Origin of the sequence: Janthinobacterium algoris, assembly GCF_051380935.1 — a bacterium.
In the GTDB taxonomy this organism is placed as follows: domain Bacteria; phylum Pseudomonadota; class Gammaproteobacteria; order Burkholderiales; family Burkholderiaceae_D; genus Janthinobacterium.
On the sequence record NZ_JBNYXZ010000003.1, the window covers coordinates 120556 to 133392 of the forward strand.

Here is a 12837-nt window from a genome sequence, read left to right on the forward strand (position 1 = left end):
ACGTCAACGATATTTTCAAATAATTAATATTGTTACATTTGAATAGCTTCTCTTTAGTATAAACATATAGGATTTGTACTTCTTATATCCTAGAGCTACGAGCCGGACCTTAATTCGAGATACCAGACTCAACCATTTAACCAAGTCGAAAGGAACAAGATGAAATCCCAGATGCGTCTTGCAGCAATGACCGTTTCGCTGTTGTCCGCCTCCGCCGGTGCTTTGGCGCAGGCTCCAAATCGATGCCCATCGCTGGCGTTTTATGGCAATGCCGCCGCCAGCGGCCTCTGCAAAAGCCTCAGCCCTGCTACGCAAAACCTGCAAGTGTGTGAATTGACGGCCGCACAACCCGACGTTCACTTGACCTTCGGCCTCCTGCCAAATGGCGTGAACCCGCCCACCACTCTCCACCTGACAGTGCGCACTCAGGCCAATAACTGCGAACAGGCGACCAATATAGTCCGGAACGCTGCCGGAGCGTTTGTCGCGCAAAACAACGCCCTGCTCTGTGGTGTCAACCCCGTCAGCTATGTTCAACGCATGAACGCTCAAGCAATTGTCCCGGGGGCCAACGGTCAAAGCGCTTGTCGCACAGCATTCATAAACGCACAGGCGGGCGGTAAATTGACGCCCGCAGTGGCGCAAAGCTACCTCAACGCTTGCAACACCGGGGGCCTAGCGAATGCCGCATGTCCGTGATGTGAAGCGGCAAGCACCAAAGGCGACAAGAAATGAGCTGCATTCCGAGTGCGAGCGCGTGGCCTAAACGGTCTCCCTTTTCCATAGAACAGAACCGTGAATCACCACGACCATTGTAGACACTCCTGTGGCCTTCCTCCGTCCTCACGGACACTTCCGCTAGGCGCGTTTTAGATTTTCAAAATGTACTGGGCTGAGATAAGCGATGGTGGAATGCCGCAGCCGTGGATTGCAAAACCTTTCCATATAGTCGAACACATGGCTCATTTACGACTTTAATGAACCATTTACGACTTTAATGAGCCGGAATACATGAAAGGCGGAATCCGGCCTGCTTACTCCACCGTCACTGACTTCGCCAAATTCCTCGGCTTATCCACATCCGTGCCGCGCGCCAGTGCCGTGTGATACGCCAGCAGTTGCAGCGCGACCACGTGCAGGATCGGCGACAGGTCGCCGTAGTGCTCGGGCAGGCGGATGACGTGCAAGCCTTCGCCAGAGCTGATGCGGGAATCCACGTCGGCGAAAACGTAGAGCTGGCCGCCGCGGGCGCGTACTTCCTGCATGTTCGATTTGAGCTTTTCAATCAGGGCGTCGTTGGGCGCGATGGTAACGACCGGCATTTCATTCGTTACCAGGGCCAGCGGGCCGTGTTTCAGCTCGCCGGCCGGGTAGGCCTCGGCGTGGATGTAGGAAATTTCTTTCAGTTTCAAGGCGCCTTCCAGGGCGATCGGGTAGTGCATGCCGCGCCCCAGGAAGAGGGCGTTTTCCTTGCGCGAAAATTCCTCGGACCAGGCGATGATTTGTGGTTCCAGCGCCAGCACGGAAGCGATGGCGACGGGCAAGTGGCGCATGGCTTTCAGGTGCGCCGCTTCCTGTTCGTCGGACAGGCGGCCATTGACTTGCGCCAGGCACAGGGTCAGCAGGAACAGGCCGGCCAGCTGCGTCGTAAACGCCTTGGTCGACGCCACGCCCACTTCCACGCCGGCGCGCGTGATGTAGGCCAGCGCGCATTCGCGCACCATGGCGCTGGTGGCCACGTTGCAGATGGTCAAGGTGTGCAGCATGCCCAGGCTGCGCGCATGTTTCAGGGCGGCCAGGGTATCGGCCGTCTCGCCGCTTTGCGAAATCGTCACCACCAGGGTGTTCGGGTGCGGCACGCTGTCGCGGTAGCGGTATTCGCTGGCCACTTCCACGCTGACGGGCACCTTGGCAATCGCTTCGATCCAGTACTTGGCCGTCATGCCCGCATACGAGCTGGTGCCGCAGGCAAGGATCAGCACGCGATCGATCTGCTTGAAGATGGCATAGGCATTGTCGCCGAACAGTTCCGGCATGATGCCCGTCACGCCTTCGAGCGTATCGCCGATGGCGCGCGGCTGTTCAAAAATTTCCTTCTGCATGTAATGGCGGTATGGGCCCAGCTCGGCCGCACCCGTATGCGCATGCACGGTTTTCACTTCGCGCTCGACGGGCTTGCCATCGACATCGACGATCCAGCAGCGCGACAGTTGCAGGTCGACCACGTCGCCTTCTTCCAGGTAGATGATCTGGTCCGTCGTGCCGGCCAGCGCCATGGCGTCGGACGCCACAAAATTTTCACCGTTGCCCAGGCCGACGATCAGGGGCGAGCCCTGGCGCGCGGCCACCACGCGGTGCGGCTCGTCGCGGCAGAACACGGCAATCGCATACGCACCGTCGAGGCGTTTCACGGCCTGCTGCACGGTCTCGAACAGGTCGCCGTTATACATGTGCTCGACCAGGTGGGCGATCACTTCCGTATCCGTTTGGCTCTGGAAGACGTAACCGAGGGCCGTCAGTTCGGCACGCAGTTCGTCATGGTTTTCGATGATGCCGTTATGCACCAGCGCCACGCGGGCGTTCTCTTCCGTCGGGGAAAAGTGCGGGTGGGCATTGAAGGAAACCGGGGCGCCATGCGTGGCCCAGCGCGTGTGGGCGATGCCCGTAAAACCGCTCAAGCCTTCTTCGGCGATCTGCTTTTCCAGCTCGGCCACGCGCGAGGTGGAACGCGAACGCTGCAAACGGCCATCAGCGTGCAAAGCGATGCCGCAGGAATCGTAGCCGCGGTATTCCAGACGCTTCAAGCCTTCGAGCAGGATGGGAGTGATATTACGTTGCGCTACCGCGCCGACGATGCCGCACATGGAAACCTCTGTCTAAAATTTAATCAATGCACGCATGCTAATGCAGAGTGCATGAAATATGCTTTCTAAATTAGCATATTTTTGACTGAATATTTCACGACTATTTTGCGATGAAATATTATTTCATTTAGAATCAATATATTCTCCATTTCGTTAAAACTATGAGCGAACTCAACATTACCCTCGACGAGATTGATCGTCGCATCCTGAACGCCTTGCAAATTGATGCATCGCAAACCAACAGTGAGCTGGCGCGCGCGGTGCATGTCTCGGCGCCCACGTGTTTGCGGCGCGTCAAGCATTTGACGGAAAGCGGCGTGATCGAGCGGCAGGTGGCCATCGTTGCGCCGCAGTTGGTGGGCGCGCGCCTGACGGCCATCGTGGAAATCACGCTCGACGTGCAGGCGGCGGAACGCATGACGGAATTCGAGCAGCTCGTGGCGGACGAGCCCGCCGTGCTGCAATGCTACCGCGTCTCGCCCGGTCCCGATTTCGTGCTGATGGTGCAAGTGGCCGACATGCCCGCGTATCACGCGCTGGCGCACCGCCTGTTTGCCGCGCACGCCAATGTGCGCAACGTGAAAAGCTATTTTTCCACGTTTCGCAGCAAGTTCGAGACACGCATTGCCGTCTGATTTTAATCCGCCGATTATCCACCGCTTGCCCACATGCTTATACGCGCCTTGTGCACCGCTTATACGATACTTTTGCACAAACTTATGCACAAGCAATACCTGGCAAATGTCATGCCACGCAGATACTGCTCAATGAAGAGCCTGACGAGCCCCCACCGGAGCCAGCAAGCGCGCCCCGCGCATCAGCGGCACTACTTACCAAGGTAAGCGGCGTGACTTTCACACAGCTTGCCAACAGGCTTTTGCACCACTTATCGACAGGCTTATCCACAACCACCAACGCATGGCAACGGTACATTCAGCGACGCACTTGCGCGTCGGCATAAAACCGGTAGCCGGCATTGCGGGCAGTATTGATGGGCAAGGTCATGCCGGTGGCCTGCTCGGCCTTGCGGCGCAAGCGGCTGATCTGGGTGTCCAGGCGGCGCTGGTCATAGCTGAGGAAATCCTCGCCCAGGGACTGGACGATCTGCTGGCGGCTGACGATGCGCTCCGGTTCGGCCATCAGGGCGTGCAGCACCGTCACATCCTGTTGCGACAGCGCAATGGCGTCGCCACTGGGCGGCAGCAGGCGGCGCGGCCCCAGTTCCAGCACCCAGGCCGTGGCGGGCGCCGCGATGACAGCGGCGGCAGGTTCGCCCAGGCGCCGTGCCAGCGCGCTCAAAGTGGCTGCCAGTTCATCCAGGTCGGCGCTTTTGGGCAGGTAATAGTCGGCGCCGCCACCCAGGCCATTCACCTTGTCTTGCGTCGTGCCGCGCGCTGTAAACACGACGATGCCGATGGGCTCCCCCTGCGCCCGCAAGGCGCGTACCAGCAGCATGCCATCGCCGTCGGGCAAGCCCAGGTCGATGATGGCGATACAGTGCAGCGCCGGTGCGTAACAGGCATGAAACGCGGCCAGGTCGGCCACGGCGGTCACGCGGTAACCGCTGTCGCCGAGAAACTCGGTCAACTCCTGCCGCAGCACGGCTTCGTCTTCAAGCAAAATGAGGTTCAACATGGCGCAAGGATAACCGATCGTCATGCTGCCGGGAAGCAAGCCGCAGGGGCATCATGCCCCGCATGATAAGCTCCTGCGCCATGAAAATCCTGTTTGCCATTGTCCTGTTGTTCGCCAGCCTGCCAGCGCTGGCCGGCGAGGCCGCGCCCGTCTTGGCGCCACTGACGCTGCCGTCCAGCGGGCAGCCCGTGTCGGCCAGCGGCCACATGCAGATGCTGCGCGATACGTCCGGCCAACTGGATCCCAAGGCCGCGCTGGCCGCGTCAGGCTGGCGCCCGCTGCCTGGCGCCGTCAGTGCCGGCTATACGCAGGACGCCATCTGGCTGCGCCTGGAGGTAAGGCGCGCAGCCCAGTCGCCCGATGAATGGGTGTTGCGCTTTAGCAACGCCGTGCTCGATGACGTGCGCCTGTATCGCCAGGATCAGGCCGGACATTGGCTGCTGCAGGAGGCGGGCGCCGACGTGAGCCGCGACGCCTGGCCCGTCGATACGCGCCAGGCGGTGTTTCCCGTGCAGTTGCCGCCAGGTCAGCCGCAGCGCTGGCTGGTACGCCTGCACAGCAAGAAAGCCATGTCGACGGAGCTGACGTTGTTGCCCAGCGCCAGCTTCGACGCGTCCTCGCGCCGCGAATACCTGTATTACGGCTTGCAGTTCGGCAGTTATTTGCTGCTGATCCTGTTCCATATCTTTTTCTGGCGCATGACGCGCGAAGCCCACAGCGGCTGGTATCTGCTGTACGTGCTAACGAATGCCACCACGGAAGCGCTGACGATCGCCATTCCCCAGCAAATTTTCGCCATGCCGAACTGGCTGTCCGATCCCATGCTGGGCGTATCGATGGCCATGTCCATCGCCGTCGGCGCGCGTTTTTCCACTTTACAATTGGAGCTGCCCGCGCTGTATCCCCGTTTCAGCCGTGCCGTGGTGGGCATCACGGCTGCGGCCGCCCTGTTCGGGGCGCTGCTGGTGCTGCGCGGCGACTATGCCGCAGGCGTGCTGGTGGTGCAAATGACGGCCTTGCCGCTGATCGTTCTGTTCATCACGCTGGCCAGCTGGCTGGCGCTGCGCGGGCACCGCCCGGCGCATGCCTTTCTGTTCATTTTCGGCATCTTCTACGCCGGTGTCATCATCAGCTTCCTGCGCAATATGGCCGTAGTGCCGCCGAATTTCTGGACCAACCATGCAGCCACCCTGGGCGCCTTTGTCCACATGATGCTGATGAGCCTGCGCCTCAACCGCCGCTACGCCGAATTGCGCCGCGCCAAGGACAGGGCACAGGCCGAAGCCGTGCGTGCCGTGCGCGCACTGAATGAACGCCTGGAAGAGCAGGTGGCGCGGCGCACGCTGGCGCTGCAACAGGAAATCGGCCGGCGCGCCGCGCTCGAAGTCGAATTGCGTGCCGCCCTGGAAGTAGAAACCCGCACGCGCGAAGAACAGCAGGATTTCGTTGCCATGGTGTCGCATGAATTCCACACGCCGCTGGCCATCATCAACACCACGGCCCAGCAAATTGCCCGCAACACGGAGGCGCCACGGGAAAAAACCTTACAACGCTGCCAGAATTTGCGCGAAGCGAGCGGCCGCATGACGGCACTGGTGGATGAATACCTGAGCGCCGACCGTATGGAAACGAGCGCGGCGACGTTCCGTCCCCAGCCATGCGACTTGCGCGCCCTGCTGCACGCCGTGCTGGCTGAATGGCCCGATGGCCGCATCGATGCCAGCGTGCAGGCACTGCCCGACAGCGTCGTGGCCGATGCCAGCCTGCTGCGCGTGGCCTTGCGCAACCTGCTCAGCAATGCTGACCGGCATGCGCCGCAGGCCCAGGCGATACGCGTGCAAGCCACCACGCTCGATGACGGCCGCGTGCAAATCGTCGTCAGCAATGCGGGCGAGCCTCTGCCTGCCGATGAAATCCCGCGCCTGTTCCAGAAGTACTTCCGCGGCCGCATCGCCCAGCACAAGCCTGGTGCCGGATTGGGCCTGTACCTGGTGCAGCGCATCGCCGCATTGCACGGCGGCCAGGTCACCCTCGACAGCGCCGGCAACAACGGCACCATCAGCTTCGCCTTGCGCCTGCCCGCCTGATTGCCTGATTGCCTGATTGCCGCCGGCATTCCCGACTAAATCAGTCGGGAATCGCTCAGGTTTGCTCAACTTCAAATTCTTCCATTCTGCTATATTTCCCATTAGAAATTTTTGTAACTTTTTATAACATTAATATTTAAAAAGACAACAAAAAAGATGACTTCAGGGAAGCGCACTTTTCCTGTCAGCCATCGGCGCCACCAGATACAGCACAGGAAAAACATGCATCGCCGTTCATTCTTCAGCAGCAGCATTGGCCACGCCTGCCCCCGGCCGCATTCCTGAGCGATGTTCATCCCGTTTCTGCCCACGCCAGCCTGGCGTCAGGGCATTCTTTTTCAAATCAACAAGGATCGACCAAATGCATCGTCATGGATCATTGAATCACGTATACCGTCTCGTCTGGAGCCACGTCCTGAACGCCTGGGTCGCCGTTGCGGAAACCTCGCGCGGGGGCGGCAAGGGCAGCCGCCGCAAACTGGCCGCAGCGGCTGCCGCCATGACGGCGCTGGCGCTGGGAGGACCGGCGCTGGCCGCTCCCACGGGCGGGCAGGTGGTGGCAGGCACGGCCAGCATCAGCCAGCAGGGCAACAGCACCACCATCCGGCAATCGAGCCAGCAGGCGGCGCTGAACTGGAACAGTTTCAACGTTGGCGCCAATGAAACCGTCAACTTCGTCCAGCCCTCGGCCAGCGCGCTGGCCGTCAACCGCATCTTTGACAACAACGGCACGCAAATCTTGGGGCGCGTCAACGCGAACGGCCAGGTGTACCTGATCAATCCGAACGGCGTGCTGTTCGGCCGCGGCGCGCAAGTCAATGTGGGCGGCCTGGTGGCCTCGACGCTCGACGTCGACAACGCCAGCCTGGGCGGCTCGAAGCACGCGTTCGGCGGCAATGGCACGGGCCAGGTCATCAATGAAGGCACGCTGCGCGCGGCCGATGGCGGCTATATCGCCCTGCTGGGCCGGCAAGTGAGCAACCAGGGCAGCATTTCGGCACGCCTGGGCACGGTTGCCTTGGGCGCCGGTAGCGCCGCCACCCTGAGTTTTGACGGCGCGCGCCTGCTGCAGTTGCAGATCGACCAAAGCACCCTGAACAACCTGGCCGAGAACGGCGGGCTGATCCGCGCCGATGGCGGCCAGGTGCTGATGAGCGCTGGCGCCCGCGATTCCCTGCTGGCCAGCGTCGTCAACAACACGGGCGTCATCGAGGCGCGCAGCGTGGAACAGCGCGATGGCAGCATCATCTTGCTCGGCGGCATGGCCGCCGGCACCACCCACGTGGCCGGCACACTGAATGCCAGCGCCCCTACCGGCGGCAATGGCGGCTTCATCGAAACGAGCGCCGCCCACGTGAAGATCGACAACGGCGTGCACATCAGCACCGCTGCCCCCCAGGGCCGCGCCGGCACCTGGCTGATCGACCCGGTCGATTTCACCATTGCTGCCAGTGGCGGCGATATCAGCGGCGCCGCCCTGTCGGCCAATCTGCGCAATGGCAATGTGGTGATCCAGAGCACGCAAGGCAGCGCCGGCACAGCCGGCGACGTGCACGTCAACGACAAGGTCAGCTGGTCGGCCAATGCGCTGACCTTGAACGCCCAGCGCAACATCAACATCAATGCCACCTTGAATGGTTCCGGCACGGCCAGCCTGGCGCTGGAATATGGCCAGGGCGCCGTTGCCGTCGGCAACACGGCCGTGTATCAACTGGGTGGCGGCGCCCAGGTGCATCTGCCCGCCGGACAAAATTTCAGCACCAAACTGGGCGCGGACGGCACACGCACCGACTACACGGTGATTACCGCCCTGGGCGCGTTCGGCAGCGTCACGGGTACCGACTTGCAAGGCATTAATGGCAAACTGGACGGCAAGTATGTGCTGGGCGCCGATATCGACGCCTCAGCCGCCGCCGGCTGGCAACTCAACTGGAGCTCGGGCTTCACCCCACTGGGCGGCGACACGGGCTTCAGCGGCGTGTTTGACGGACTCGGCCACTCGATCAATCAGCTCAGCCTGCACTCCTCCAGCAACACGGGTAGCGGCTTGTTCTCCATCACCACCAAGGAGGCCTTGATCCAGAACGTCGGCATGAATGGAGGCAGCATCTGGGCCAACTATGTGGCAGGCGGCCTGGTGGGCAAGAACGGGGGCACGATCAACAACAGCTATGCCTCGATCGATGTCAGCAGCTATTCCGTCAGCGGCGGACTGGTGGCGCAAAACAATGGCATCATCACCAACAGCCACGCCACCGGCGCAGTCGTGGGCCATGCGCAGACCGGTGGTCTGGTCGGCAGCAATAGCGGCAGCATCAGCAACAGCTATGCCACGGGTAGCGTGGCGGGAACGACGTATATTGGCGGCCTGGTCGGCATCAACTGGGGCATGGTCGACACCAGCTTCGCTGCGGGCCGTCTGACCATCACCCCCGGCGGCTACGGCGTCGGCGGCCTGATCGGCGCGAATGCCTCCAGCGAAAAGGTCAGCAACAGTTTCTGGTCCATCGACGGTACCGGGCAGGCCACCTCCAGTGACGGTAGCGGCCTGACGGATGCGCAGATGCGCACGGCCAGCAGTTTTACAGGCTTTCAGTTCACCACCACGCCTGGCGCACCAGGCAACAACTGGGTGCTGGTCAACGTGGACGGCGGCTTGAACAATGCCGATGGAGCGCCGGGCGCCACCTATCCGATGCGCGCGTCCGAATACTCGACGACGGTGAGCAACGCGCACCAACTGCAATTGATGGCCATGGCGCCGGGTGCCGCGTATGTGCTGGGCACCAACATCGATGCCAGCAGCACGGCGGGCAACAAGGGCGTCTGGGGCGAAGCCGGCTTCATTCCCGTCGGCACGCGCGACAACGCATTCACGGGTAGCCTGGACGGCCAGGGCCATACCATCAGCGGCCTGTATATCAACCTGCCCGATACCAAGAATGTAGGACTGATCGGCTACACGGAGGCAGGTTCCGTCATCAGCCATGTCGGCATGCTCGGCGGCAGCATCAGCGGAGAGGACAATGTTGGCGGCCTGGTAGGGTCGAATGCCGGCTTGGTCAGCGATAGCTACGCCACCGGGACGATCAGCGGCGATGACTATGTTGGCGGCCTGGTAGGGGCGAATGCCGGCCTGGTCAGCAATAGCTACGCCACCGGGACGATCAGCGGTGACGACAGCATCGGCGGCCTGATGGGCCTAAACTACCAGGGCACCGTCAATGACAGCCACGCCAGCGGCAATGTCAACGGCAGCGGCAGGGTGGGCGGCCTGATCGGTGAAATTGACCATGGCAGCGTCAGCGGCAGCCACGCCAGCGGGACGGTCGTCGGCGTCGAAAACCGCGTGGGCGGCCTGGTGGGCGAGAACTACAGTGGCACCATCACGGGTAGTTATGCCACCGGTAACGCCAGCGGATTTCGCAACGTAGGCGGCCTGGTCGGAGCCAATACTGGCGACGATGGCATCATCGCCACGGTACGCGGCAGTTACGCCACCGGCAACGCCACCGCCGTCAAGGACAATGCTGGCGGCCTGGTCGGCTACAACGTGGATGGCGCCATCGTCGACAGCTACGCCAGTGGCGTGGCCAGCGGCGACTACGATGTCGGCGGCTTGCTTGGTTTCAATAGCAACCCGGATGACAGCGTAAGCAACAGCTACGCAACGGGCGCCGTGCACGGCAATGCGACGACCGGCGCCTTGGTTGGCAACAACTTCGGCATCGTGCGCGACAGCTTCTGGAGCGGCGCGGCCACGGCGCCTGGCATCGGTGGCAACGAAGGCACGCTGAGTAATGTGCGTGCCCTGAGCGATGCACAGATGCGCTCGCAAGCCAGCTTCGACGGCTGGGACATGGCGTCCGCCAGCGGCAGCCATGCCGTCTGGCGCATCTATGAAGGCCAGACGGCGCCGCTGCTGCGCAGCTTCCTGAGCGCCTTGACCGTGACGAGCGATGGCGTCAGCAAGACCTATGATGGCAAGCTCTACGTCGGAGGCTTGAACAATGCGCAGTATTCGGTGGCTGGTGCCGCCAGCTCCGGACTCGTCCTGAGCGCCGCCAGCGGTCTGTATGGCAACGCACGCAACGCCGGTAGCCATCAAGCTGGCGGCAGCTATCTGTATTCCAGCCAGCAAGGTTATGACATCGATCTGCGAGCCGGTGCGCTGACGATCAACCGGGCCGTCCTCAATCTTGATGGCATGCGCACCTACGACGGCGGCCGCGACATCGCCGCAGGCCTGCTGACCTTGCGCGGCCTGGTCAGCGGCGAGAGCCTGGTGCTGTCTGGCATTGGCAAACTCGACAACAAGAACGCCGGCGCCAACAAGCACATCAATAACGGCACCCTGATGCTGGCCGATGGCCAGGGTGGCCTGGCTGGCAACTACACGCTGGAAGGCGGCCAGCACCGCGCCACCATCACCCGCGCCACGCTGAACGTGCAAGGCGTGGGCGCGGCCAACAAAGTCTACGACGCCACCAATCAAGCCACCTTGACGGGCAAGGCCACGGTGCTGGCGCTGGGCGACGACCAGCTCGGCGTGACGGGCGGCAGCGCGGCGTTTGCCGACAAGCACGCTGGCAACGGCAAAACCGTGATCGTCGGCGGCTTCAGCCTGCAGGGTGAGGACGCGGCCAACTATGAGCTGGTACAGCCAGGGAATGTCACGGCCGACATCGGCAAGGCCAGCGTGCTGGTCACCGGCGTGGGTGCCGCAAACAAAGTCTACGACGCCACGACCGGCGCCACACTGACGGGCACGGCCACGGTGCTGGCGCTGGGCGGCGACCAGCTCGGTGTGACGGGCGGCAGCGCATCGTTTGCCGACAAGCACGCCGGCAACGGCAAAACCGTCACCGTCGGCGGCTTCAGCCTGCAGGGTGAGGACGCGGCCAACTATGTGCTGGTACAGCCAGGCAATATCACGGCCGACATCGCCAAGGCCAGCATGGTCGTCACCGGCGTGGGCGCGGCCAACAAAGTCTACGACGCCACCAATCAAGCCACCTTGACGGGCAAGGCCACGGTGCTGGCGCTGGGCGACGACCAGCTCGGTGTGACGGGCGGCAGCGCGGTGTTTGCCGACAAGCACGCCGGCAACGGCAAAACCGTCACGGTCGGCGGTTTCAGCTTGCAGGGCGCTGACGCGGCCAACTATGAGCTGGTACAGCCAGGCAATATCACGGCCGACATCGGCAAGGCCAGCGTGCTGGTCACCGGCGTGGGTGCCGCAAACAAAGTCTACGACGCCACGACCGGCGCCACACTGACGGGCACAGCCACGGTGCTGGCGCTGGGCGGCGACCAGCTCGGCGTGACGGGCGGCACGGCATGGTTCGCCGACAAGCACGCCGGCAACGGCAAAACCGTCACCGTCGGCGGCTTCAGCCTGCAGGGTGAGGACGCGGCCAACTATGTGCTGGTACAGCCAGGCAATATCACGGCCGACATCGCCAAGGCCAGCATGGTCGTCACCGGCGTGGGCGCGGCCAACAAAGTCTACGACGCCACCAATCAAGCCACCTTGACGGGCAAGGCCACGGTGCTGGCGCTGGGCGACGACCAGCTCGGCGTGACGGGCGGCAGCGCGGCGTTTGCCGACAAGCACGCTGGCAACGGCAAAACCGTCACGGTCGGCGGTTTCAGCTTGCAGGGCGCGGACGCGGACGCGGCCAACTATGACCTGATACAGCCAGGGAATGTCACGGCCGACATCGCCAAGGCCAGCTTGCTCTACACGGCCGGCCCCGTGACCTTGACGAGTGGCCGCACGCCCAATGGCTTGCGCGGCAGTGTCACTGGCCTGCTCGGCAACGATAGCTTGGCGGACGCCACCAGTGGCACCCTGGCCTGGAACAGCCCGGCAACGGCCAGCAGCCCGGCCGGCAACTACGCCATCACCGGTAGCGGCCTGAGCTCGACCGACTATGCCTTCGTGCAAGCCGGGAGCAATACCGGCGCACTGACATTGCAGTCGGCGACCCTGCCGCCGCCGGCCCAGGCAGCCGTGGTGCAACTACAGGCGCAAGTGCTGGGCAGCTTTGCCGGCAGCCATCCCGGCACGCCGGCCGCCGCCCCCACCATCACCGTCACGCAGACTGACGCCCCGGCCGACACTGGTGCCGCCAGCAATGCCATGCCAAACACCACCATGCAGATCGGCAGCCGCGGCCCGGCCCTGCAAGTGGTCCTGGGCGGCGTCAAGCTGCCCGCTAACATGCTCAACGTAAATCAATAACACC

At 62.6% G+C, this 12837-nt stretch carries 7 protein-coding genes; 4 read left to right on the plus strand and 3 right to left on the minus strand.

Going from position 1 to position 12837, the window contains the following annotated elements; all coding sequences use genetic code 11:
• Positions 1-159: 159 nt before the first annotated feature.
• Entirely contained in the window at positions 160-699 is a 540-nt protein-coding gene (locus ACQ4W7_RS05515) for a hypothetical protein (RefSeq protein ID WP_436529049.1), read from the plus strand.
• Positions 700-1034: 335 nt separating this feature from the next.
• Here the strand turns inward: ACQ4W7_RS05515 and glmS are convergent, their stop codons facing one another.
• Entirely contained in the window at positions 1035-2864 is a 1830-nt protein-coding gene (gene glmS, locus ACQ4W7_RS05520; RefSeq protein WP_436529051.1) for a glutamine--fructose-6-phosphate transaminase (isomerizing), read from the minus strand.
• 161 nt (positions 2865-3025) lie between these two features.
• On the opposite strand from glmS, the gene ACQ4W7_RS05525 reads away from it, so the two are divergent.
• Positions 3026-3499: an Lrp/AsnC family transcriptional regulator gene (locus ACQ4W7_RS05525; RefSeq protein ID WP_426075093.1), complete on the plus strand. Its 474-nt coding sequence runs from the start codon at positions 3026-3028 to the stop codon at positions 3497-3499.
• Between the two features lie 298 nt (positions 3500-3797).
• Here ACQ4W7_RS05525 and ACQ4W7_RS05530 read toward each other — a convergent pair whose 3' ends face one another.
• Positions 3798-4499, minus strand: a complete 702-nt coding sequence (locus ACQ4W7_RS05530; protein ID WP_426075094.1) for a response regulator transcription factor — start codon at positions 4497-4499, stop codon at positions 3798-3800.
• Between the two features lie 53 nt (positions 4500-4552).
• On the opposite strand from ACQ4W7_RS05530, the gene ACQ4W7_RS05535 reads away from it, so the two are divergent.
• Positions 4553-6586, plus strand: coding sequence for a sensor histidine kinase (locus ACQ4W7_RS05535; RefSeq protein WP_436529054.1), 2034 nt, complete (start codon positions 4553-4555; stop codon positions 6584-6586).
• Between the two features lie 101 nt (positions 6587-6687).
• Here the strand turns inward: ACQ4W7_RS05535 and ACQ4W7_RS05540 are convergent, their stop codons facing one another.
• Complete coding sequence (locus ACQ4W7_RS05540; protein ID WP_436529056.1) at positions 6688-6882, minus strand: hypothetical protein; 195 nt, start codon at positions 6880-6882, stop codon at positions 6688-6690.
• Positions 6883-6947: 65 nt separating this feature from the next.
• Between ACQ4W7_RS05540 and ACQ4W7_RS05545 the strand changes: the two genes are divergently transcribed.
• Positions 6948-12833, plus strand: a complete 5886-nt coding sequence (locus ACQ4W7_RS05545; RefSeq protein ID WP_436529058.1) for a YDG domain-containing protein — start codon at positions 6948-6950, stop codon at positions 12831-12833.
• The last annotated feature ends 4 nt before the right edge of the window (positions 12834-12837 follow it).

Excerpts from the sequence above, each read along its gene's own strand:
- ACQ4W7_RS05515 (WP_436529049.1), top strand. The coding sequence starts at position 160 with ATGAAATCCCAGATGCGTCTTGCAGCAATGACCGTTTCGCTGTTGTCC.
- glmS (WP_436529051.1), bottom strand. The coding sequence starts at position 2,864 with ATGTGCGGCATCGTCGGCGCGGTAGCGCAACGTAATATCACTCCCATC.
- ACQ4W7_RS05525 (WP_426075093.1), top strand. The coding sequence starts at position 3,026 with ATGAGCGAACTCAACATTACCCTCGACGAGATTGATCGTCGCATCCTG.
- ACQ4W7_RS05530 (WP_426075094.1), bottom strand. The coding sequence starts at position 4,499 with ATGTTGAACCTCATTTTGCTTGAAGACGAAGCCGTGCTGCGGCAGGAG.
- ACQ4W7_RS05535 (WP_436529054.1), top strand. The coding sequence starts at position 4,553 with ATGCCCCGCATGATAAGCTCCTGCGCCATGAAAATCCTGTTTGCCATT.
- ACQ4W7_RS05540 (WP_436529056.1), bottom strand. The coding sequence starts at position 6,882 with ATGAACATCGCTCAGGAATGCGGCCGGGGGCAGGCGTGGCCAATGCTG.
- ACQ4W7_RS05545 (WP_436529058.1), top strand. The coding sequence starts at position 6,948 with ATGCATCGTCATGGATCATTGAATCACGTATACCGTCTCGTCTGGAGC.